Origin of the sequence: Chondrinema litorale, from assembly GCF_026250525.1 — a bacterium.
In the GTDB taxonomy this organism is placed as follows: domain Bacteria; phylum Bacteroidota; class Bacteroidia; order Cytophagales; family Flammeovirgaceae; genus Chondrinema; species Chondrinema litorale.
The window spans coordinates 155,341-179,776 of the sequence record NZ_CP111047.1; the positions used below are offsets into that span (position 1 = coordinate 155,341).

Annotated in this window: 16 protein-coding genes and 1 riboswitch; all 16 genes read left to right on the forward strand. The window is 33.0% G+C overall.

The features are described 5' to 3' along the window. Positions 1-112: 112 nt before the first annotated feature. The 16 genes from OQ292_RS26710 to OQ292_RS26785 all read left to right on the forward strand — a co-directional run bounded on the left by OQ292_RS26710 (position 113) and on the right by OQ292_RS26785 (position 24,412). Entirely contained in the window at positions 113-1,024 is a 912-nt protein-coding gene (locus OQ292_RS26710) for an AraC family transcriptional regulator (RefSeq protein WP_284687151.1), read from the forward strand. Positions 1,025-1,108: 84 nt separating this feature from the next. After that, positions 1,109-2,146, forward strand: a complete 1,038-nt coding sequence (locus OQ292_RS26715; protein ID WP_284687152.1) for an MBL fold metallo-hydrolase — start codon at positions 1,109-1,111, stop codon at positions 2,144-2,146. Between the two features lie 7 nt (positions 2,147-2,153). Beyond that, positions 2,154-3,191 carry a bestrophin family protein gene (locus tag OQ292_RS26720; RefSeq protein ID WP_284687153.1) on the forward strand — a complete coding sequence of 346 codons (1,038 nt, stop codon included), beginning with the start codon at positions 2,154-2,156 and terminating at the stop codon, positions 3,189-3,191. Between the two features lie 123 nt (positions 3,192-3,314). After that, positions 3,315-4,868 carry a sulfatase family protein gene (locus OQ292_RS26725; protein WP_284687154.1) on the forward strand — a complete coding sequence of 518 codons (1,554 nt, stop codon included), beginning with the start codon at positions 3,315-3,317 and terminating at the stop codon, positions 4,866-4,868. 978 nt (positions 4,869-5,846) lie between these two features. Further along, positions 5,847-7,043: an efflux RND transporter periplasmic adaptor subunit gene (locus tag OQ292_RS26730; RefSeq protein WP_284687155.1), complete on the forward strand. Its 1,197-nt coding sequence runs from the start codon at positions 5,847-5,849 to the stop codon at positions 7,041-7,043. Then, positions 7,025-10,183, forward strand: coding sequence for an efflux RND transporter permease subunit (locus OQ292_RS26735; protein WP_284687156.1), 3,159 nt, complete (start codon positions 7,025-7,027; stop codon positions 10,181-10,183). Before OQ292_RS26730 ends, OQ292_RS26735 begins: the two co-directional genes overlap by 19 nt. Beyond that, positions 10,170-11,639 (forward strand): TolC family protein, encoded by a 1,470-nt coding sequence (locus tag OQ292_RS26740; protein WP_284687157.1) that lies wholly within the window; start codon positions 10,170-10,172, stop codon positions 11,637-11,639. The genes OQ292_RS26735 and OQ292_RS26740 overlap by 14 nt, the downstream gene beginning before the upstream one ends. A 210-nt stretch (positions 11,640-11,849) precedes the next feature. After that, on the forward strand, positions 11,850-13,214 hold the full coding sequence (locus OQ292_RS26745; RefSeq protein ID WP_284687158.1) for a DUF2252 domain-containing protein: 1,365 nt from the start codon (positions 11,850-11,852) through the stop codon (positions 13,212-13,214). Positions 13,215-13,364: 150 nt separating this feature from the next. Continuing rightward, positions 13,365-14,189 (forward strand): transposase, encoded by an 825-nt coding sequence (locus OQ292_RS26750; RefSeq protein WP_284682262.1) that lies wholly within the window; start codon positions 13,365-13,367, stop codon positions 14,187-14,189. Between the two features lie 379 nt (positions 14,190-14,568). Next, positions 14,569-14,937, forward strand: coding sequence for a DUF8788 domain-containing protein (locus tag OQ292_RS26755; protein ID WP_284687159.1), 369 nt, complete (start codon positions 14,569-14,571; stop codon positions 14,935-14,937). Beyond that, positions 14,909-16,843 (forward strand): tetratricopeptide repeat-containing sensor histidine kinase, encoded by a 1,935-nt coding sequence (locus OQ292_RS26760; protein WP_284687160.1) that lies wholly within the window; start codon positions 14,909-14,911, stop codon positions 16,841-16,843. The genes OQ292_RS26755 and OQ292_RS26760 overlap by 29 nt, the downstream gene beginning before the upstream one ends. A 90-nt stretch (positions 16,844-16,933) precedes the next feature. Then, positions 16,934-17,347 carry a hypothetical protein gene (locus OQ292_RS26765; protein WP_284687161.1) on the forward strand — a complete coding sequence of 138 codons (414 nt, stop codon included), beginning with the start codon at positions 16,934-16,936 and terminating at the stop codon, positions 17,345-17,347. A gap of 97 nt (positions 17,348-17,444) precedes the next feature. After that, positions 17,445-18,413: a gliding motility protein GldB-related protein gene (locus tag OQ292_RS26770; protein WP_284687162.1), complete on the forward strand. Its 969-nt coding sequence runs from the start codon at positions 17,445-17,447 to the stop codon at positions 18,411-18,413. 164 nt (positions 18,414-18,577) lie between these two features. Next, a riboswitch (cobalamin riboswitch) is annotated at positions 18,578-18,716 on the forward strand. Between the two features lie 120 nt (positions 18,717-18,836). Further along, entirely contained in the window at positions 18,837-19,811 is a 975-nt protein-coding gene (locus OQ292_RS26775) for a ribonucleotide-diphosphate reductase subunit beta (protein WP_284687163.1), read from the forward strand. A gap of 72 nt (positions 19,812-19,883) precedes the next feature. Next, positions 19,884-21,530 (forward strand): ribonucleoside-diphosphate reductase subunit alpha, encoded by a 1,647-nt coding sequence (locus OQ292_RS26780; RefSeq protein WP_284687164.1) that lies wholly within the window; start codon positions 19,884-19,886, stop codon positions 21,528-21,530. 383 nt (positions 21,531-21,913) lie between these two features. After that, positions 21,914-24,412 carry a PAS domain S-box protein gene (locus OQ292_RS26785; protein ID WP_284687165.1) on the forward strand — a complete coding sequence of 833 codons (2,499 nt, stop codon included), beginning with the start codon at positions 21,914-21,916 and terminating at the stop codon, positions 24,410-24,412. Positions 24,413-24,436: the final 24 nt, after the last annotated feature.

Sequence of the window (24,436 nt, forward strand, 5' to 3'; positions counted from 1 at the left end):
ATAATAAATTAGACTGAATTTATCTTAATCTATAATGATTTAATAAGTGAAGAATCTTTTTTATAAGGGTTCTTCATTTTGCAATTATATAAATACAAAAATGAACTTATAAATGAAGGGCGATATTATTAATATACGATCGATTGCGGAAGTGCATCAAATGTTAGGTATTCCTAAACCAAAGCATCCATTAATCACAATTTTGTATCATTCAGATGTACAGTTACAAGCTGTCTATATAGGCAAAACAATTTGCATGGATTTGTATATGATCGGGATGAAAGATGGCATAACTGGTACTTTTGAATATGGCAGAAGTTCGTATGATTTTAATGAAGGGACGATGTTATTTATGAGTCCGAATCAGGTATTTACACATAGAGATATAGAAATTGTCAATAATTCTCAAGCTTGGACACTGGTTTTTCATCCGGATTTAATTAGAACATCTGATTTAGTAAAACATATAGATGAGTATACTTTTTTCTCATACGATTCGAATGAAGCCCTTCATATTTCAGAAGATGAGAAGAAATCGATTTCAGATATTGCTAAGAAAATAGCACAAGAGTATAATCAAAAAATTGATAGATATACACAAGAGTTAATTGTAGTGAATCTGGAAACCATGCTGAAATATTGCAAACGTTACTACGATAGACAATTCTATACACGCACGAATCTCAATAAAGATTACATCAACAAATTCGAAAGATTTCTCAAAACATATTTTACTTCTAATAAATTAATTGAATTTGGTTTACCCACAATTGCACAATGTGGAGAAGCACTCAACATGTCTGGTCATTATCTGAGTGATTTACTTAAAACCGAAACAGGTAAAAGTGCTAAAGAACATATCCATTTGTATTTGATAGAGAAAGCGAAAACGATTTTACTAAGTACTAATAATTCTATAAGTCAGGTAGCTTACGATTTGGGTTTTGAATATCCTCAGCATTTCAGCAAACTTTTTAAAAACAAAACTGGCTTAAGCCCTAGTGAATACCGAAATATTAATTAAAATTTGAACCTTATCTTTAAAAAAAGAAAAACAAATCATCCTTGAAATAGGAAGTATATTGAATAATATTTATAAAAATAATAGATGAAACAATTTGGAGGAAAGATAACAAAAGCACTTTCTGAGAGATATGCACAATCGCCCAACTGGAAAAATGGTAAATTCGAAAATCTGGCAGAAACTACCATGAGTATTAGCATACAATCGATGCCTAAATTATTATACAAGCAATTTTTCGAGAAGAGAGATCGATTTCCTGCTAAAAGTCTACCGGTACAACCTTTCAATAAAGAAGAATTTTTAGCGCCATCAGAAACAACAAAGTTTATCTGGTATGGGCATTCGGTACTACTCATCAGAATGAATAATAAAACTATATTAATAGACCCGATGTTAGGGCCAGACGCTGCTCCGATTGCACCATTTGCTTCCAAGAGGTTTTCTGATAATACGCTGGATATTATTGAAGAGCTTCCTGAGATCGATTTGATGCTGCTAACACATGACCATTACGATCATTTAGATTTAGCTAGCATAATGAAGCTTGTGCCTAAAGTAAAGCAATTTTTTGTGGCTTTGGGTTCTAAAAGACACTTAGAAAAATGGGGAATCGATACTTCATTAATTAAAGAATTCGACTGGTGGGATGATGCAAAATTTGATGACTTAACTATCTCTTTTACACCTACAAGGCATTTTTCTGGGAGAGGATTATCTGATAGAGCTAAATCGCTTTGGGGCGGTTGGGTATTAAAATCAGATACCGAAAATATTTATTTTAGTGGAGATGGAGGCTATGGAGATCACTTTAAAGATGTAGGTGAACGTTTAGGACCTTTCGATTTTGGTATTATGGAATGTGGCCAATACAATGAAAACTGGCACCTTATACATATGTATCCAGAAGAAAGTGTGCAAGCCGCGATTGATGCTGGAGTTAAAGTAACTATGCCTGTACATTGGGCTGGATTTGCCTTAGCACAGCATTCATGGAAAGAGCCAGTAATCAGATTTTTAGAAGAAACTGAAAAACTTAGTGTGCCAGTGAAAACACCTTTGCTAGGTGAGTTGTTTACCTATACGAATACAGAAATTAATAATTGGTGGGAAAACTTTGATTAGAAAATAGATGCTCGTAAACAAACATTTCAATGCTAAAAATTTATTTGAATTTACTGGTCACCATTTCATTTGGCTTACAATCTGGATGACTTCGGTAACAATTGGTTATCAGTACACAGGACTTGAAAAGTACGAAATTCCTTGGTTACCACTTTCAATTATAGCAACTGCAGTAGCTTTTTATGTAGGTTTTAAAAACAACAGTGCTTACGATAGAATGTGGGAAGCTCGCAAGATTTGGGGTGCAATTGTAAACAGTAGTAGAGCTTGGGGCAGTGCAGTTAAAAGTTTTGTAGATAGCAACTATAGCAATGAAGATATTACAGAAGAGCAACTATTTCAAATTAAGAAAAAACTCATTTATAGACATATAGGTTGGTTATATGCTTTGCGTAGCCAACTTTTAATTATTACACCATGGGAACATGCCAGTCAAGGATTTTTGGTGAGTTCTAAAGCAAAAAGGTATAAAGAACTCTTTGGTTTGGGTTTGGTAAAAGATGAAATTACAGAAACTGAGCTCCATTTATTTTTGCCAGAAGAGGAATATGAGCGAATGATTAATTATAAGAATACTGCCACTCAAATTATAGATCAGCAATCACAAGATTTAGCTGAACTCAGGAGTAAAAATTTGATTAATGATTTCCGTCACATAAAATTACAGGAAATCTTAAACGATTTTTACGATCACCAAGGAAAGTGTGAGCGTATTAAAAAATTTCCATTACCAAGGCAGTATGGCAGCATTGGGGCAATTTTCGTTGGTATTTTTATCTTTTTATTGCCATTCGGAATGGTTTCGGAATTTGCAAAATTAGGCGAATATGGTATTTGGGCTTCTATTCCTTTTACTGTGTTGGTAGGTTGGATTTATATAGTAATGGAAATAGTGGGTGATTATACAGAAAATCCATTCGAAGGTTTGGCCAATGACGTTCCTATGCTTTCCTTATGTCGGGTAATTGAAAATGACCTAAGAGAAATGTTAGGTGAAACAAAAATACCAGAAGATATTAAAGTGAAAAATGGTGTTTTAATGTGATATTTCGGTTAGTGGATTAGCTACTTTCAGTAGAAGTATTTCTATCAGCAAATGTTATTATATTACAGAATTGGCATTCCTACAGCGAATGTTATAATTTAATGCTGAAAGAAAACTTTGAAAATGAAAAAGACGCTACTATTTTTTGCACTAATCCTTTCAATTATACTCACCTCTTGTACTGGTAAAATTGAAAATCAGACTAAAGAACAAGCTAGTTCACTTCCTAATATTGTAATTATCTATTTGGACGATCTCGGTTATGGAGATGTAGGGGCATATGGTGCTACAGAACTTAAAACTCCGAATATAGATAAATTGGCTAATGGTGGCATTCGCTTTACAAATGGCTATGCAACCTCAGCCACTTGTACACCAAGTAGATATGCTTTGCTTACAGGTGTGTATCCATGGAGAAATAAGAATGCGAAAATCCTTCCCGGAACAGCTCCATTATTAATTGATACAGCCCAAATAACAATTCCTAAAATGCTGAAAACTAAGGGATACCATACTGGTATTGTTGGCAAATGGCACTTGGGTTTGGGGAGTGGCAATGTAAACTGGAATCATCAAATCAGTCCCGGTCCAAACGAAGTTGGTTTTGATGATGCATATATAATGGCAGCTACGCAAGATAGAGTACCTACTGTTTATATAGATAATGGCAAAGTAGCGAACTTAGATCCAACAGATTCAATTTTAGTAGATTATCAGCAAAATTTTGAAGGTGAGCCAACTGGAAAAGATAACCCAGAGCTGCTTACTATGAAGTGGCATCATGGGCACAATAACAGCATTGTAAATGGGATTCCCCGAATTGGTTTTATGAAAGGTGGAAAAGCTGCGCTTTGGAAAGACGAAGACATGGCCGATACATTTTTACAAAAAGCCATTGAATATGTCGATATGCATAAAAAGGAGCCATTTTTCTTGTATTATGCCATGCAGCAGCCACATGTTCCCAGAACACCAAACCCAAGATTTGTGGGTAAATCTGGTTTAGGTCCGAGAGGAGATGCTATTGTAGAGGCTGATTGGAGTATAGGAGAGTTTGTGAAAAAGCTAGAAACAGAGGGCTTACTTGAAAATACGATCATTATTTTATCTAGCGACAATGGACCAGTCTTAAACGATGGTTATTATGATGATGCTGTTGAAAAACTAGGAAACCACACACCTTGGGGACCATTTAGAGGTGGTAAATATAGCTTGTTTGAAGCGGGAACACGAGTTCCTTTTATTACCTATTGGAAAGGTAAAATTGAACCAGCAACTTCTGATGCTTTAGTATGTCAGGTTGATTTACTCTCTTCTCTTGCAAATTTGGTTGAAAGCAATATTGCAACAGAAGATAGCGAAGCAATGCTCGATGTATTTTTAGGAAAGAATAATAAAGGTAGAGACAACCTGATTTTAGAAGCAACCAGCAGAACAGCTTATAGAGAAGGTGATTGGGTTTTAATACCACCTTATAATGGTGCAGCTATAAATAAATTTGTAAACATAGAATTGGGTAACTCTCAAGAGTTTCAGTTGTATAATCTTAAGGAAGATAAAGGTCAAGAGCACAATTTAGTAGCTACAGAAAAAGAAAAGCTAGACGAAATGCTACAAAATTTCCTTAAAATTAGAGGAGAAAATTACAAGAATAATAGTGAACTTGAGCTGAAGTAACCTTAACTCTTTGTTCATTTTTTTTAAAATGAACAAAGAGTTTCAAGAATTTTTTCATAAAAAATCTAATAGAAAATCGTTAACTAATATTTAGAAAACAAAAGCCAATCAGGCTTAACATCGTACACACGTAATTTAATTATTGAAATTACATCTTTAAAATGTGAGATTTTTATACTCTCCAGTAAGACTTTTTGCTAAATTAGAATTTGTATTTTGTCAAATTTTCAACTACTCTGCGTGTAAATTTGCTTGATTAATTAAGACTTTTTATCCTGATTCGAAGCCAAAACCGATGATTTTTGGTAAATAAATTTCTTTAATTTTAGAAATGTAATCTTTGTTATATGATAACTTTAATAAAGGAGTTAGTTAAGTGTTTACTTTAAAATAATGATTTTTTCTTCTAACCTTTTTAAGTTTTTCAAGTTATATTTTCATACACTTAAATTTCAGGGAAAAAAATCTGTGAGTATTAATGGTAAACATTACTTTAATATCAAACACAATAATTGGATTCAATTTGAAAAATATCTGCAAAAACAGCATATTTGACATGCTTAATGAACATTTTTTCTTGGTTTATTTCAATTTAACAAGCTTTTTGATTTTAGGAAAAATTGTAATTAAGAAAGACAAGCTCAGTCCAATAATATCTGTATTTGGTATAATTTTATCTTTATTCCCTACATCAGTAATTGATAAGAGGGCTTTTAAAAATTATATTCACGTCATATTAAGTCAAAAAGCTAGTAAGAACACTTACTTTTTCTAGGTCAAATCTCAATTAAAACTGGGGAAACACACAACACATTTTACATCATTCTTGGCCTTTTTCCTGAAACTATTGTATCAAAATGTTGAAGTTTTTTTCAACAAAAATAAATAGAACTTAGATTTTTAGACAAGTTCAAATAACTCAAAAGATAATCTGGAGCATAACTTCTTTATATTCTATAATTAAACAAATAACATTAAATGATTAACAAGTCTTTATTATTATTTTGTTTTTTAGTGTTTACGAGTGCATTTATATCCTCGTGTGGCGAAAAAAACAACAAGCGTATTACGCAAAACAAGCCAGTTAGTGTACCTGTTTTAGAGCTAAAAAGTAAATCTATTAACCTACCACAAACCTACATTTGTGACATTCAGGCTGTACAATATGTAGAAGTTAGGGCCAAAGTAGAAGGCTATGTAGACAAGATATTTGTAGACGAAGGTAAGTTTGTAAAAAAAGGCCAACCATTATTTCAGTTAAGTTCTTTCGAATTTAAAGAGATGGTAAACCGAGCAAGTGCAAGCCTATATCAGGCAAAAGCAGAAGGAAATGCAGCTAAACTAGAAGTAGAAAGACTTAAAGTACTTGTTGATAAAGACATTATAACCTCATCTGAACTGGAACTAGCAAAATCTAAATTAGCTGTTGCTGAAGCAAACATTACAGAAGCTGCTTCTCTTTTGAGCAATGCTAAAAACATGCTTTCATATACTACTATTAAAGCCCCATTTAACGGAATAGTAGATAAAGTTCCTTTTAAAACTGGTAGTTTGGTTACTGCTGGTGATTTAATGACCAACATTACAGACATCTCAGAAGTATTCGCATATTATAAAGTAAATGAGAATGAATACTTAAGATATATGCGTGAAAAAATTCAGCAAGGAGACAATGCTGAAACTGCAATTAAAGAATTAAGTCTTATTCTTTCAGATGGTAAATATTACCCACATAAAGGAGTATTAGAAACACTGGAAGCTGATTTTGAAAGAGGTACTGGTTCTATTGCATTTAGAGTAAGGTTCCCTAATCCAAACGGACTTCTAAAGCATGGTGCTACGGGTAAAATTGAGATGACAAATGAAATGAAAGATGTTTTCTTAATTCCTCAAAAGTCTACTTTCGAGGTGCAAGATTACAATTATGTTTATTTATTAAATAATGAAAACGAAGTTAAAGTAGAGAGTTTCAGACCAATAAAAAGATTCGATGTTTACTACGTAGTTGACAATTTTAAACCAGGTGACCGTATCATTTTCGAAGGAATACAACAGGTACGCGATGGTGTAAAAGTTGATCCTACACCGATTACCGAAGAAGAGGCATATGACAACCTTGTAAAACGTAACCAAAACACTGAATCGAATTATCTATCATGTTTGAACTGTTTATAAAACGACCAATACTATCAGCTGTAATATCAGTATTAATCACGATCGTAGGTATACTAGCACTTACATCATTACCAATAACCCAATTTCCTGAAATTGTGCCTCCGTCGGTAACTGTTACTGCACAGTATACCGGAGCAAACGCAGAGGTGTTAGCAAAGAGTGTGGCAACACCTCTTGAACGTGCAATCAATGGTGTACCCGGCATGACATATATGTCTTCGGTAAATACCAACGATGGTGTTACAGTTATTACTGTTGTATTTAAAGTAGGAACTGATCCGGATCAGGCAGCGGTTAACGTGCAAAACCGGGTAGCAATGGTGGTAGATGAGCTACCAGAAGAAGTAATTCGGGCTGGTGTAATGACGGAGAAAGAGGTAAATAGTATGTTACTTTACCTCAATTTGATGAGTAGTGATAGTACCCAAGACGAAACATTTGTATATAACTTTGCCGACATCAATATACTTAAAGAATTAAAGCGTATTGATGGGGTAGGTTTTGCAGAAATTATGGGTTCTAGAGATTACGCGATGCGAATCTGGTTGAATCCAAACAGATTAGTTGCTTATAATCTTTCGCCTCAAGATGTAATTTATGCTATTAATAGGCAAAATGTAGAAGCAGCTCCCGGTAAATCAGGTATTAGTTCTGATAAATCTCCACAGATGCTCCAATATGTGTTGAGGTATACAGGTAAATTTAATGCTGAAGACGACTATAGAAATATTACTATAAAAGCTATGCCCGATGGTTCTTTGCTTAAAGTGAAGGATGTAGCTACAGTAGAGTTTGACTCAGAAGATTACAACATGGTATCTGTTACAGATGGCAAGCCTTCAGCTTCTATCATGATTAAACAGCGACCAGGTTCTAATGCTAAGGAAGTAATTAGCAATATTAAGGCGAAGATGGCAGAGTTGGAGCAAACATCTTTTCCTCCAGGAATGAACTACAATGTGTCTTATGATGTATCAAGATTTTTGGATGCATCTATTCATGAGGTACTTCGCACATTATTAGAAGCATTTATTCTTGTATCAATTGTTGTTTATATTTTCCTTCAAGATTTTAGATCAACATTAATTCCGGCGATTGCTGTTCCGGTTTCACTTGTGGGAACATTCTTTTTCATGCAGCAATTTGGTTTTTCTATCAATTTGTTAACTCTTTTTGCACTTGTACTGGCAATTGGTATTGTGGTAGATAATGCTATTGTTGTGGTGGAGGCCGTCCATGTAAAGATGCACGAAAATCACATGGGAGCTAAAGAAGCAACGATTGAAGCCATGAAAGAAATTGGTGGTGCAATTGCTGCAATTACCTTGGTAATGTCGGCAGTGTTTGTACCAGTAAGTTTTATGTCTGGCCCAGTAGGTATTTTCTACAGACAGTTCTCATTAACTTTGGCTATCGCGATTGTAATTTCAGGTATAAATGCACTTACACTTTCCCCTGCATTATGTAGTATAATGTTGAAACCGCCACATCATAATGATGGAAAGAAAAGTTTTATCCAGAAATTCTTTGATGGCTTTAACAGATGGTACGACAATCTTTCATTTAAATATGCAGATCTACTAAAGAAGATTGTAGGTAGAAAGTCATTAACTTTTGTAATACTTGCAGTATTCTTTTTTGGAACATACGGCATATCGTACATATTGCCAACTGGCTTTATCCCAACAGAAGATCAAGGGATGATTTATGTAAACGTAACCACTCCCCCGGGGGCAACTGTTGAAAGAACAAAAGTGGTTCTCGATCAAGTACAGGAAGCTTTACTGCCATATGATGAAGTGGAAACAGTATCGACTTTGGCCGGTTACAGTTTATTAACTGAAACTGCTGGTGCTTCTTATGGCATGGGTATGATTAACCTTGTAAACTGGGAAGGACGAGATGCTTCGGTGCCAGAATTAATTCAGAAATATCAAGACAAAATTTCTCATATTTCGGATGCTGAAATTCAGTTCTTCTCTCCACCAACGGTTCCAGGTTTTGGTAATGCCAGTGGTTTCGAACTTAGGTTGTTAGATAAAACAGGTACTAATCTGGAATTAACTGCCAGAACAACAGAGGAGTTTGTTAAGGCATTGAATGAAAGAGAAGAATTGCAAGAAGTATTTACAAACTTCAACCCTAATTTCCCCCAGTATATTCTACATGTAGACCACGATAAAGCTGCAAAACTTGGAATTGCGGTAGACGATGCTATGCAAACACTCCAAAGTTACATTGGTAGTTTTTATGCATCTAATTTTATTCGTTATGGTCAAATGTATAAGGTAATGGTTCAGGCTGATCCAAGTTATCGAACTCATCCAGAATCAATGCTGGATATGTACGCCAAGAGTGAAACTGGTGATATGGTGCCATATTCAAACTTTGTACATTTAGAGCGTGTGTTTGGCCCAGAGCAATTAACAAGGTATAACATGTTTACTTCTGCGATGATTAATGGTGAAGCAGCAGACGGATATAGTAGTGGTGATGCCATTAAAGCTGTAGAAGAAACAGCATTGAAAGTTTTACCAAGAGGTTATCAGATAGATTGGTCTGGTATGACAAGAGAAGAGATTGAATCTGGAAATCAGGCAATCTATATTTTCATGATTTGTTTGCTATTTGTGTACCTGATTTTAGCAGCACAATATGAGAATCTCTTTTTACCATTGGCAATCTTATTATCATTACCGGTTGGTGTGTTTGGCTCTTTCTTTTTCCTTAAGTTATTAGGATTAGAAAATAACATTTTTGCTCAAGTTTCTCTGGTTATGCTTATTGGTTTATTAGGTAAAAATGCAATTCTAATAATTGAGATAGCCATTCAAAACCGAAATAAAGGTTTAGGAATTATTGAATCAGCCATTAAAGGTGGAGTAGAAAGGCTACGTCCTATTCTAATGACCTCTTTTGCCTTTATATGTGGTCTAATTCCACTAACAATAGCCTCAGGTGCAGGCGCAATTGGTAACAGAACTATTGGTACAGCTGCTGCAGGAGGAATGCTAATAGGTACATTATTCGGTGTAATTATAATCCCAGGATTATATGTAATATTCGAGACACTGTCATCATATGCTAGTAACAAAAAAGAATATAAAACACAGAAGTTGGCCCACAATGAAGTTCGATAAAAATAAATTACATAATTCTATATTAAAATATACATTTCTGATAGCCATTGTTTGGCTATCAGGATGTAAATCTACTTTGATGGTAGAAGATACTCCTGAAATTAGTATTCCGTCATCATATAAAAATGCAGTTACAGATAGTAGCGAAAGTTTTGCTAAAAAGCATTGGGAGTTATTTTTTGAAGATGAGCAGTTAAAAACACTTATCAATCAGGCATTACAAAATAATCAGGAAGTTCTTAGAACTCTAGAAAGGATAAAAATTGCTAATGCCAGTTTTTTGAGCGCAAAATTAGGAAAGTTACCAGAAATTAATGCTTTTGCAGAGACAAGTGTTGAGAAGTATGGTGATTATACAATGAATGATGTAGGTAATAATGATACAAATCTCTCTGAATCGGTACCTGCAGACAAGAAAATGCCAGACCCTTACACGGATTTTATAATTGGAGCAAAATTTAATTGGGAATTAGATGTTTGGGGAAAATTTGCTAATAAAAAGAAGGCTGCTCAGGCGAAATGGTTGGCATCTCAAGAAATGGCAAATAGTGTAAAAACTTGGCTAATTTCAGAAGTTGCAAATTTGTATTATGAGATTATAAGTCTAGATGAAGAAATAAAAGTATTAGAGCAAAACATAGAAAATCAGCAGTTGGCTTTTGAACTCACCAAAGATTTAAAAGGTGCAGGTAAAGAAAACCAATTGGCAGTAGATCAATTTGAGGCTTTGTTATTAAATACTCAATCTTTGTTGATTGAAAAGAAAAGAGAAATATACCTAGCTGAGATGTCGATGAGTAAGTTGTTAGGTGTCTTTCCAGAGAACTCAATTCAAAGAGTAACTCTTGAAGAAGTTAGTCTAGAACCAGAAGTATTGAAAATTGGAGTTCCAGCAGATCTTCTTCAATTAAGGCCAGATGTGAGAATGGCAGAAAGCAATTTAATTGCTAGTAAAGCAAATGTAAAAGTGGCTAGATCAGCTTTTTTTCCATCAATTACACTATTTGGTATGGCAGGCTTTAATGCTTTTGAATTAAGTAAACTGTTCTTAAATCCAGAATCAACTGCTTACAGATTAGGTGCAGGTTTAACAGCTCCAATATTTAATAGAAGACAATTGAAGTCTGCAATGGAGACGGCAAGATCTAGCCAGAGGATTGCATATTTAGATTATCAAGAGACTGTTTTGAAAAGCTATTTGGAAGTGATTAGCACATTAAATAGTTATAAAACACTCAACGAACAAATAGCTCTTAAAGAAAAAGAAGTTTCAGTTCAAAGGCGCTCAATAGATAATTCTAATACAATGTTTTCGGTAGGTTATGCCACTTATTTGGAGGTAATTAACTCCCAAGGTAGGGTATTGAATGCAGAACTTGATTATATAACTTTAAAAAGAGAACAGCTACAGAGTATCGTAGATCTATATAAATCATTAGGTGGAGGGTGGATGTAATGTCTACCCTTTTTTCCTTTTAAAAGAAGGGAATAAAGAACATTTTCAATTAGGAAAAGACTATTTAAAGCTGTGTATCAATCTTGATATACAGCTTTTTTTAAAAAAGAAATAGTATTAAATCCAGATCTTTTTTAAAACAAACACACCTATATTCTTGTCTATATTAAACTGGAACACAATTTTTTAAACCTTAGAATTAACAACCAAATGATCATAAATGTCCAAAATTATTTTGATATAGATAAGAAAGAGCAATTTGCCGAATTTGCTCAGAAGAAAGCAAAAGGTAAGATTCTTATTAATCCTAAATTGCTAAATAAAGAAGAGCGCAGACTTTATGTTAGAGATACACTTCGCGAAGATCATCGCTTTCGTATAGAAAACAACCCAGAATCTGCAAAGGCAAAATTTGATAAACTGTCTGATTCAGCATTTAAGTTTTTTAGAGGTACTAGCTTAATTTTTTACAGAGATTACTCAGGAGAAGATAACTGTTACCCAATTGTTTTTACAATTGGAGATGTACATCCCGAAAACTTTGGTGTAATGCCAAATGAAAATGACGTTCCTTTTTTTAGTGTAAATGATTTTGACGAAGCGTATTTTGCGCCTTTTACTTACGATATTAAAAGGGGAGTAACAGGCTTTTATTTAGCAGCTAAAGCAAATGGATTTAAGAAAAAGAAGAGAGACAAAATCACAACTTCTTTTGTAAAAGGCTATGTTGAAGGTTTAGAAGAATTTGCTAAAGATGACAGAGAAAAATGGCATCAGTACAGAATAGATAATAGCCCAAAACTTATCAAAAAGCTGCTTGAAGAATCAATGAAACCTAAAAGAGATTTTTTAGCAAAAAATATCGATTTGGATAAAGAATGTTTTCATATTTCTAAAAAAGTAGTGCCTTTAACCAAAGAGGTTGATAAATTTCAAAAAGTGATTGATGAGTATGTAAATGAAAATAAGATAGAAATTAAAGATGAAAACTATTTTAAGGTTTTAGATGTAGCAGTACGCAAAGGAAGTGGAACTGCAAGTTTAGGGCTTAATAGGTTTTGGATTTTAATAAAAGGCTATGGCGATGATGTAGATCAGGATGTAATTCTAGAAATGAAACAAGCTAGGCCCTCTGCATTAAAAGGTTTAATACCTGAAAAAGTTGAAAAAGAAATAGAAAGTGCGCAACATATAGTTCAAGCACATAATACTCATTTGGTTGGTGGAGATCGTTTTTATGGTTTTGCTTACTACGAAGATAAAGAGTATATCATTAGAGAAAGGAGTAGGTTTAAAAATGAAATAGACCTTGAAGATTTAGACTTTAACGACTTTGTAGATTATGCATTTATTTGTGGAAAGACACTATCCCAAACTCATGCTCGATCTGACGAAGATACGGGAATTATGGAAGGCAATGCGGAAGAAAAAATACTATCTTCATTTTTCCCTCAAGTATTTATAGATGATATGAGAAGATTTGCTAGGTTAGCTGCAAAACGAGTAGAAAAAGATTATAAGCTTTTTAAGAAAGATCATAAAATGGATGCATTTAATATTTCAACAAAGGTTTAATTACGATCTCCTCTTATGAAAGAGCTCAAACTTATTATTAAAATGGGTTTGAGCTTATTGAAGTGATTTAAACTTTTAGTCTGAAATTTATAAAAAATACGCATCAAATATGAGCTTAGTGGCTCTCTAACCTTCCACTAATTCATAAGTATGATACGTATTTTAAGCAAAGGTATGATAAACAAACATTTTATACCGTATTTAAGCCAAGCTAATCGAGGTTTTGTTAGCAAAGTCCCTTTGTGGGAGGTAGTAAATGCCATTCTGTACAAACTCAAAACAGGTGTGCAATGGCATCTTTTACCTTGTAAGTCATTGATTAGGAGCAATAAAGTAAAATACGGTGCTATCTATCATCATTTCAACAAGTGGTGCAAAGACGGCAGTTGGAAAAAGGCATGGATACACCTTTTGAGTCTTCATAAGTCCTTGTTAGACCTGAGTCTGGTGTTTATGGACGGTACGCATACACCCGCTAAGAGAGGTGGAGAGTATACAGCTTATCAAGGCAGGAAAAAGTCAAAGACTAGTAATACAATTTGGCTGACAGACCGCCAAGGAAACGTAGTCGGTTTTTTGCCTCCAGTTTCAGGTAACCACCATGACTTATTTGAGCTTGAAAAGCATCTTGAGCAACTTATCGAAATACTGAATCAGTGTGGCATCGCAGTAGATGGGCTGTTTCTAAATGCAGATGCTGGGTTCTATTCCAAACCCCTCAAGAAGCTATGCTTCGAGCATGGAATGATCATGAACGTACCTGCTAACAAGGGCAATAACAGACAGTTAGAAGACTGCCAGAATTATTTTGACGAATTGATGTATGAAGAACGTTATAAAATAGAAAGAACAAATGCTTGGATGGATAGCTATCGAACAATGCTCAATCGATTTGATACTACTTGGCTTAGTTGGAATGCTTGGCATTACATCTTTGCTATGATAAGGTGGATCAAAAATCTGTCAAAAGTTTAAACCAGTTCATTTTTTTATTATTTTTTGTCCAAATAATTTCCCCTCTATTTACTATAAGAAAATAGAAGAATTTATTTAATTGAAAAATAATTTATTGGATAGTGATTAAGCAGTTTCTCATAATCATGATTTTGTAAACGAGCCAAGTAAGGAGCTTCAAATAGTTTAATAATTTAATATTTATAATGGCTATTTAATAAAATAGAGGTAAAATCAGAATTTAATATTGAAAAATAGTAAAAGTTGAAATTTAGGCAATATGCAAACTTTTTCAAAGTTCTATTTGCAGATTTATCCAATCAAAAGTTTTAAAAATACAATTAATTCGCCTAGATTTAAAGGCGCTTTCAATTTTCACTTATTATAAAATACACATTAAATGGTAACTATTTTTATTAAAAAACAACCTGAAAGCACAGATTTAGTTTTATTTGATACAGAAGGTAACATCGGTGAGGATATAAATTTTAAAACTCCAGTTATACGTGGTCAAAAAGTAGTTTGGAAACTAGCAACTGATAGTGGTATTGATGCAATTGTAGGCATATCTAAAAAAGATAACAGCCAAAATATTTTTAGTACTTATCCAACAGAGAATTCATCTAATAGTAGTTGGGAAGGTATGGTTAGTGAAGCAGCTACAGGTTCTGAAGGATATAATATTTCATATAAAATTAATGGTATAGAACATATATTTGATCCTGAATTAGAGGTGAAAGATGATGGTGATGATGACGGTGGCGAATAAAGTAATTAAATATTTTTTAAAGGCCTATTTAATAATAGGCCTTTCTTCCATTTATACTGAATCAATATCTCAGCATAATAATAAATTTGATAGTTTAATTCAAATTTTAAATACTCAATCTGGATTAGTAGATTCCGTACGTTTCGAAATTTTACGAGAATTATTTAAAGATAATACACTTGATCCCGATTTAAGATTACATTATGCTACTCAGGCATACAATTTCTCAAAAGAAATTAAGAATCTTAAATGGCAATATCTATCCACCATAGATTTGGGGCATATTCATAAAAAAAAAGGAAATTTGGATGATGCTTTTAAAGCATTTTTTCATGGTGCGGAATTAGCAATAAAGACACAAAATAAGAAACACGAAGCAATTGCATTGAGTGCTATTGCAACTGTATATAGAGTAGAAGAAAATTATAAAACAGCATTGCACTATTATAATCAAGGCATATCTATATTGAGAGAAGTTAATGATTCTACAAATTTGGCTAAAAGCCTAATGAATACAGGTGAGCTTTATCGAGTAAACCATATTTTAGATACTGCATTAATCTATTTTGAAGAATCGGGACAATTATTTGATCAGCTCAATTTTAAAATAGGCAATGCATATAATTTAGGTAACATAGGGCTTGTATATGCAGAACAAGGTAAATATAAGTTAGCGGAAGATAATCTTCTAAAAGCTTCAGCGATATTAGAAGATTTGGGCGATCGATATCCAATAGCTGTTTATAATACTTATATGGCGGATATTTACAAAGAACGCGGAGATTTAAACCTAGCCTTCGATTATGCACATAAAAGCTATCAGATAGGTAAAGAGGAAGGTCTCAAAGAACAAATTCGAGATGCTAGTTTTAAACTTTCTGAATTGTATGATGAACTAGGAGATTATAAAAATGCTTTCTATTTTCAAAAAGAATTTATCACTTATAAAGACAGTCTTAACAATGCAAAGACGATACAGCAAATGGCTGATTTAAGAACTGAATTTGAAGTTTCGCAAAAGCAGGCAGAAGTAGATTTGTTGGAAAATGAGAAAAAAATTCAATTAATTCTTGGACTAGCATTAAGTGTTGTTTTTATTCTTGTGGTTATAATTTCTTTAATATTATATAAAAGTAATAAGGTAAAAATAAGATCAAATAAATTGTTGCGAGAACAAAATGAAGAATTAGAAACACAACGAGATCAACTAGATCAATTAAACAATACAAAAGATCGTTTCTTTGCAATTATTTCTCACGACTTAAGAGGACCTGTAAGTGGTATTAATGGTTTAGTTGCTTTAATTAAAATGTATATTGAGGACAAGAATTATGACGGACTAGATGAGTTAATAAGGCACATTGATAAATCTTCAAGTACATTATCTTTCCTTTTAGATAATTTGCTTTCATGGGCTGTTAATCAGCAAGGGCAATTTCCACATCATCCAGAAGATTTAGAGTTAAAGCCATTAATTGAAGAAATTGTAGATATTTTTCTAGATCTTTTTAGAGCAAAAGATTTAAAAGTGAATGTAGAAATCCCTGATTCTTTGAAGGTTTTAGCAGATAAAAACAGTGTACAGACGGTTATTAGAAACTTAATAAGTAATGCTATCAAATTCACTGCAAAAGGAGGGATAATAACTATTAAGGGAGAAACTTTTGGAAAGAATGTTAAAATAAAAGTGATTGATACGGGAGTTGGAATTCCTACTGAAAAAATGGCTACTCTATTTCAATTAAAAGAGAAGAAAAGTACTGGAGGTACCAATGGTGAAAAAGGTATGGGTTTAGGCTTAAGGTTAGTTTTTGAATTTGTAGAAATGAACAATGGGAGTATTAAAGTAAATAGCATTGAGAATGAAGGCACTACATTTACGGTATGTTTACCAAAGCTTAATTAAGTAAAAGCCAACTGTAAAAGAGTCTTAACTAGAGTTTACTTTTTTAATAAAAATCAATGATAAGGAGAACAGAACATTTAATTCTTTGCTATGAAAAAATTATTCTTACTTCTTCTTTCTTTAGTATGCTTCTCTGCTTATAGCCAAAACTCAGTCTTTAATGCGATTAATTATTCGTCATTAGATTATAAAATTTTGAATAGAGATACATTAAGTTATTCTATTCCCCAACCAGATTCTACCGGGGTAGATTCTATGGTAATTTATGCCAGTCTGGTTTATCCAAACCTACCTTTTAACTTCGATAATGAACAATTATCTCTTAAAACTAAGCAAATAATGCAAGATGATAATATCCAGTTTTTATATATCTGGAGAGATGAAAAAGCATTGTGGATGTTACCGATTAGTAGGAGAACAAAAGAAATGATAGAGATTGAAAAAGCTTCATTTATAGGCACAATGGAATTAGCCAACCAAAGTATTAGAATAAGAAATGACTAGTTTTTTGGTCAATTAGAGGTATAAAACGCTCATTTTTCCATGTAGTTTATAACTTAGCAAAATCAATTATTTACTTCAATTTTGTGAGTTTGATTTTATGATTCAACCTAGAAAAGCTATAAACTACATATGCACTTTTTTTCTAATTATTTTTCTTCAAGCCTGTTCTTCTATCTTAATTAAACAAGATGTTTCCGATTTACCGGCAAACTCCCAAATCATTACTTCAGACATCGATAACTTTTACAATGCTTTTGATTTAGCCTTAGAAGATACTACCAAAGCAGAAGAAATTTTTAAAGAATATTATTTTTCAGTTGGCACAAAAGGCTTAAAAGAATTTTATAAATCTAAAATTCATTCGACAGAAAAATTCTCAGATTTTGTAATTCATTATAGAGACTTTTATCAGTCTATTAGAGAAAATGTGAGCGATATTCATGATTTGGAGAATCAGATTTTCGATCATTTTAAAGTATTCGAAAACTTGTATCCTACGGCTGTTTTCCCAGATGTATATTTTGTTATAGGTCGATTTAGTTCTAATGGAACAATTTCAAAGAATGGTTTACTGATAGGCACTGAAATATTAAGTCACACAGATGATTTATACACAGAAAATTGGAATAAAGAGATTCTAAGAATCAGTATGGAGCGAAGCCATATTCCGGTTACAGTTGCTCATGAATTAGTCCACTTTAACCAAAGTAAAATGAAGAAAGGCAACACATTACTCTGGAAAAGTATTAGAGAAGGCTCCGCAGAATTTATTGCCGAATTTATTAGCGGTGAAACCGATGGAGATTATGCAGCTTTTGAAGGGCGAGAGCTTGATATCTGGAAAGATTTTAAAGAAGATATGGACAAAAGTATATGGAGCCCTTGGCAGCAAGCGAGCGAAAAACACCCTAAAAATGCAGGTTATTGGGCTGGATATATGATTTGCAAAGCCTATTACGATCAAATTGGAGATAAGGAAAAATCCATTTACGACATACTTCATATCGAAGATTATCAAGACTTTTACTATAAGAGTAAAGTAGAAAAATATTTAGAAGATTTGTGAAAATGCGATTGAATAGGCTAATAATTACCAAGTCAATCTTACGAATTAGCAATGAAAATTAGCATACTTTAAAAACCGCAATATAAATTATCAATCCGAAGATGCAATTACAGAATTTCATTTAAAACCTTTGCTTAAAAAATTTAATAGCTAGCTTTGCACCTGTAAAATCTAAGTAGTAAGGTATTACACGTCTTGTAATAAAAGAGGGGAATCGTGTGTAAATCGCGAGCTGTTGCGCAACTGTAAGTAAAAGCAAGTCTTTTATAAGCCAGATTACCTTCCTTCACTACGTGGCTTTACTTTCGCATCAAAAGTAAATGTCTGAAAGGGGATAGTATCTGCTTATCTTCTTTATAGGGATTGCTTTCTCCACATTTTACTTTTTGATGCTTAAAATTTTAATCAGTTAAAAAAAGTAAAATGAGCATCTTTGATAAGAGAATTAACTACAAACCATTCGAATACGCAGAAATTCTGGATTTTACAGAAGCTATAAACAAATCTTTTTGGGTACACTCAGAAATTGATTTTACCGCTGATATTCAAGATTTTCATTCACATCTAGAAAAAAACGAGAAAGAAGCGATTAAAAAAAGCTTGTTAGCCATTGCTCAAATTGAAGTAGCAGTAAAAACTTTTTGGGGTAATCTTTATCAGCACTTGCCAAAGCCAGAGTTTAATGGCTTAGGTAGTACATTTGCAGAGTGTGAATTTAGACATTCAGAAGCTTACTCAAGATTGCTTGAGGTTTTAGGTTACAATGGAGAATTTGAAAAACTGATGGAAACTCCTGTAATTAAAAAGAGAGTAAGTTACCTTTCAGATGCGCTTTCAAGTGCAAAATCGCAAGATAGAAAAGCATATTTACTTTCACTTATTTTGTTTTCAATCCTGATTGAAAATGTGTCTCTATTTAGCCAATTTGCCATTATTCTATCATTTCAACGCTTTAAAGGACTGATGAAAAACATCAGTAACATAATCGCTTGGACATCTATAGATGAGCAAATACATGCTAATGCTGGTATTTTTATAGTAAACAAAATCAAAGAAGAATTTCCCGAGTTTTTTGATGAAGAAATGCAGGGCAAAATCAAAGACATTGTTTCATCATCTATCAATATAGAAGCTGAAATTTTAGACTGGATCTTTGCTGATGGAGAGCTGGAAACAATTAACAAAGAAAACCTACTCAACTTTATGAAATACCGAGTAGATGATAGCTTAAATCAAATTGGTTTACCTAAAATGTATGCTGTTACTGAATCGGAGTATCAAAAAATGGCTTGGTTCGAAGAAGAAATTTTTGCTAATAGTTTGGATGATTTCTTTGCTAAGCGTCCTGTAGACTATACAAAGCACGATAAAAGCATTACAGCCGACGATTTATTTTAATGAGTTTTAGATAAACCCATAACAAAGAACAGATAATATTTCAACAAGCAACATTATAATTAGAATACAAACATGGAAAGACTTTGGTGGTTGAATGAAGAGAGTCAGCAGATATTAAACAGAGGATATTTACTAAAAGGAGAAACTGTAAAAACTGCAATAGAAAGAATTGCAACTGCAGCGGCGAAAAGATTATATAAACCAGAATTAATACCTTCTTTTATTGAGGTAATAGAGAAGGGATGGATGAGTTTAAGCTCGCCAATTTGGGCAAATATGGGCACAGAAAGAGGTTTGCCAATATCTTGCTTTAATGTATTTGTACCAGATAATATCGAAGGAATTACGCATAAACTAGGTGAAGTTATTATGCAAACCAAGATTGGTGGTGGTACTTCTGGGTATTTTGGCGAATTGCGAGAAAGAGGTTCTGCAGTTACAGATAATGGTAAAAGTAGTGGAGCTGTTAGCTTTATGAAACTCTTCGATACTGCAATGGATACCATTTCGCAAGGTGGTGTAAGAAGAGGTGCTTTTGCTACCTATTTAGATATAGATCATCCAGATATTAAGGAGTTTTTGCAGATCAAAAATATTGGGAATCCCATACAAAACCTGTTTTTTGGAGTTTGTGTGCCAGATTACTGGATGCAGGACATGATAGATGGAGATAGAGAAAAGAGGGAAATTTGGGCAAAAGTATTGGAAAGCAGACAGCAAAAAGGCTTACCGTATATCTTCTTTACAGATAACATTAATAAGAACAAGCCTCAGGTTTACAAAGACAAAAATCTGGCAATTCGTTCTAGTAATTTGTGTGCTGAGATTGCATTGCCATCTACCAAAGAAGAATCGTTTATCTGTTGTTTGTCTTCTATGAATTTAGAATTGTACGACGAATGGAAAGACACAGATGCAGTGAAAACAGCCATTTATTTTCTGGATGCAGTGTTACAAGAATTTATTGCTAAAACTGAAGATAATTATTATCTGGCTTCTGCTAATAAATTTGCTAAAAGGCATAGGGCATTAGGTTTAGGCGTAATGGGTTGGCATTCTTATCTGCAAAAGAATATGATACCTTTTGAAAGCATGGAAGCCAAATTACTCAATAATACCATGTTTAAAGACATTAAGGATAATGCAGATAAAGCCAGTGAAGAATTGGCAGAAATATATGGAGAACCAGATATTTTGAAAGATTATGGCAGAAGAAATACGACCTTAATGGCGATTGCTCCAACCACTTCTTCTTCAGCAATTTTGGGACAAGCTTCACCAGGTATTGAGCCATATAGCAGCAATTACTATAAAGCTGGTTTGGCAAAAGGAAACTTTATGCGTAAGAATAAATACCTTAAAGAATTACTTGCTGAAAAAGGACTAGATAATGAAGATACTTGGAGAAGTATATTGCTAAATCATGGTAGTGTTCAACATTTGATTGAGTTAACTAGCGAAGAGAAATCTGTATTTAAAACCTTCAAAGAAATCAGTCAATTAGAAATTATACAACAGGCTGCTATAAGACAAAAATACATAGATCAATCGCAAAGTCTTAACCTTAATATTCCATCAAACTTGAGAATTAAAGAGGTGAATAACTTACTTATTCAAGCATGGAAACTGGGTGTGAAAACACTTTATTACCAAAGAAGTCAGAGTGTTTCTAAAGAATTTGTAGCTAATTTGGTGACTTGTTCTAGTTGCGAAGCTTAAAATTCTCTAATCTCTTTTAATAATATTAATGCCTGAGTTTTGGTGATATTTAGCCAAAATTTCAGGCTATTTTTTTATCAAATCAATCTTAATTGTGGTTTCTTTTTTATGGGAATTAATCCAAATACAGGAATTAAGTTTCAATATGGGATATATCTTAATGATGAAATTACACTATCTCATTGAAAATCAGCAAAATAAAAGTCTGTTTATAATTGGGTAAACTAATTGTTTAAATATTATTAATACCTCTTTCAAATTGATTAAAGCTAACTAAACCACCAAATAATTTAGATAAATTAGAAACGCTGTAACTAGTACTAACATCATTAACAAAAGCCTATTAAGGCTGTATAAAGCTATGAACGTCTAAACAGCTACAGATGAGATCAAGAACTAAACACCCTACCAATGGATTAAGAAAAATCTATGTTCTTGCTTTGTCAATTATTGCCATCATCATCATTTTTAGTCAATTATTAATACACCACAGTATATTAAAATTATCTAGTGATGCAGGTATAATTAACATTGCTGGGCGCCAGCGTATGTTGAGCCAGAAAATAGCGAAGCTTGCACTTATTATTGATTATGCTGAATTTAATATTACAGACTCAAAAAAGGAATTAAAAGAAGTTTTTGAGTTATGGGAAAAAGTTCATTTTGGTTTACAATACGGAGATTCGTGTTTGCACCTTAAAAGCATAGAAAACACTGCATCGATACAGAATTTGTTTAGCAAGTTAAATCCGCATTTTAAAGAAATTCAGAAAAGTGTAAATATTCTTGTAGATACACATACTTATGATTCTACTACTGTTGCCAAATCAGTTCACACCATTTTAGCCAATGAGAAAGATTTTTTATCTATTATGGATCAAATAGTGAATGAATATGAGTTTGAATCGAACAATAAAATTCGACAGTTAGAGAAAATAGAATTTAGTCTTTTACTAGTCGCATTACTTATATTGGCAATTGAAGGCCTCTTTATTTTTAGACCTGTAATTAATGCGCTGGATAGAAATTATTTGAAATTAAAAGATCGAAACAGACTACTTAAGATACAACAGAATGAGCTTCAAAAGCAAAAAAGTCAGCTAAAAGATAGTAATGAGGAGCTCGAAAACATAAAAGAAGAGTTGATGAATCAGGCTGAGGAAATGAAGATAATGAATGAAAGCCTTAGTGATAAAAATACAGATCTTGAAATTTCTTATAACTTATTGGTTCGCCAAAAGAAAGAATTAAAGCTCTTGTCGCAAGTAGCAGAAGAGGTGAGCAATGGAGTAATTATTACGGATAAAGATGGAAAAGCAGAGTGGGTAAATAAAGGTTTCTCTCAAATATCTGGGTATACTTTAAAAGACATTATTGGCAAAAAACCAGAGGAATTACTACAAGGGGATGAGATAAATTTGGAAACTAAAAACCACATCTGTAAATTCTTAAAGCAGAAAATTCCATTTTTTGTAGAGTTTCAATGTTATCACAGATTAGGGCTTCCTTATTGGAGTTGCATCCAAATCACTCCAATTTTCGATGAAAAGGGAGAAGTTGACAAATATATATATGTTCAGCAAGATATTACTGAGCATAAAAATGTTGAAGAGCGCACACGTAAACACAATCAAGAATTATTAAACTTTCAGGAAGAACTTTCGGAGGCTTATGCTTTTCAATCTGCATTGTTTAATAGTGCAGCGGCAATCATTATTGCTACTGATACTAATGGGATTATCACTAGCTTTAATAAAACTGCAGAGAAATTTCTTGGCTACAATGCAGAAGAAGTTATTAATAAGCAAACACCAGCTTTATTTTTTGATTCTGTTGAGATGGCAAATTTGAAAGTGGAGGCATTAAACAAATCAGTAGAAGTAGAAAATGAATTTGGCTTATTTACAGCACAGCTCACTAGTGGGAATAATACATTCATTACAGATATCAATTTTGTAAGAAAAAATGGCAATTCTTTTCCAGTATCGCTATCAATTGCAAGTATTAAAAATGAAGTTGGTGAGGCCTCTGGTTACATTGTAATTGCTGAAGATATCTCTGATAGAAGAGCTGCAGAAAAGCAGTTAAAACAATCTTTTGAGACTATTCAGACAAAAAATAAACATATTACTGATAGTATCAATTATGCACAAAGAATACAAAATTCTATATTGCCAAAGCAAGATCTTTTGCAGGACATCTTTTCAGAATATTTTGTATTCTTTAGACCTAAAGATGTGGTTAGTGGTGATTTCTACTGGGCAACAACAAGAAATGACAAAATTATATTAGCGGCTGTAGATTGTACAGGTCATGGTGTTCCAGGGGCATTTATGTCTTTAATTGGAAACACACTGTTAAATAAAATCATCAATGGTTATGGCATTACTGAACCAGATGAAATTCTTGAGTTACTTCATAGTGAGGTTGTAAATACATTGCATCAAAATCAAAATGGTGGCCGAGATGGAATGGATATGTCTTTGTGTACAATTACACCTTCAAAGAAAACAATAGCATTTGCCGGTGCTAGAAATCCGTTATATCTTATAAAAGACAATGAGATGATGGTAATTAAGGGCAATAGAAAAGGAGTGGGAGGGCAAGTAAAAAGTTTAGATAATTCTTTTGATAAGCATGTTATTACATATGAAAATGAGGTAAGTCTTTATTTGTTTTCAGATGGGTATCAAGATCAATTTGGTGGAGAAGAGCAAAAAGTGAAGTTAGGGCAAAAAAGGATGCGTTCTCTAATTGAAGAAAATGCACATAGGCCAATGCAAGAGCAATTATATGTACTCAAAGATGCATTTATAGAATGGAAACAATCTGAAAAGCAGATTGATGATGTATTGGTATTAGGCGCTAAGATAGCTTCGTAGCCAATTGATTAATACATTCAAATT

Bases quoted from the DNA above. Each gene is read 5' to 3' on its own strand.
- OQ292_RS26745 (WP_284687158.1), top strand. From the start codon at position 11,850: ATGATCATAAATGTCCAAAATTATTTTGATATAGATAAGAAAGAGCAA.
- OQ292_RS26720 (WP_284687153.1), top strand. From the start codon at position 2,154: ATGCTCGTAAACAAACATTTCAATGCTAAAAATTTATTTGAATTTACT.
- OQ292_RS26725 (WP_284687154.1), top strand. From the start codon at position 3,315: ATGAAAAAGACGCTACTATTTTTTGCACTAATCCTTTCAATTATACTC.
- OQ292_RS26740 (WP_284687157.1), top strand. From the start codon at position 10,170: ATGAAGTTCGATAAAAATAAATTACATAATTCTATATTAAAATATACA.
- OQ292_RS26760 (WP_284687160.1), top strand. From the start codon at position 14,909: ATGATGGTGATGATGACGGTGGCGAATAAAGTAATTAAATATTTTTTA.
- OQ292_RS26780 (WP_284687164.1), top strand. From the start codon at position 19,884: ATGGAAAGACTTTGGTGGTTGAATGAAGAGAGTCAGCAGATATTAAAC.
- OQ292_RS26735 (WP_284687156.1), top strand. From the start codon at position 7,025: ATGTTTGAACTGTTTATAAAACGACCAATACTATCAGCTGTAATATCA.
- OQ292_RS26755 (WP_284687159.1), top strand. From the start codon at position 14,569: ATGGTAACTATTTTTATTAAAAAACAACCTGAAAGCACAGATTTAGTT.
- OQ292_RS26785 (WP_284687165.1), top strand. From the start codon at position 21,914: ATGAGATCAAGAACTAAACACCCTACCAATGGATTAAGAAAAATCTAT.
- OQ292_RS26775 (WP_284687163.1), top strand. From the start codon at position 18,837: ATGAGCATCTTTGATAAGAGAATTAACTACAAACCATTCGAATACGCA.
- OQ292_RS26770 (WP_284687162.1), top strand. From the start codon at position 17,445: ATGATTCAACCTAGAAAAGCTATAAACTACATATGCACTTTTTTTCTA.
- OQ292_RS26765 (WP_284687161.1), top strand. From the start codon at position 16,934: ATGAAAAAATTATTCTTACTTCTTCTTTCTTTAGTATGCTTCTCTGCT.
- OQ292_RS26710 (WP_284687151.1), top strand. From the start codon at position 113: ATGAAGGGCGATATTATTAATATACGATCGATTGCGGAAGTGCATCAA.
- OQ292_RS26750 (WP_284682262.1), top strand. From the start codon at position 13,365: ATGATACGTATTTTAAGCAAAGGTATGATAAACAAACATTTTATACCG.
- OQ292_RS26730 (WP_284687155.1), top strand. From the start codon at position 5,847: ATGATTAACAAGTCTTTATTATTATTTTGTTTTTTAGTGTTTACGAGT.
- OQ292_RS26715 (WP_284687152.1), top strand. From the start codon at position 1,109: ATGAAACAATTTGGAGGAAAGATAACAAAAGCACTTTCTGAGAGATAT.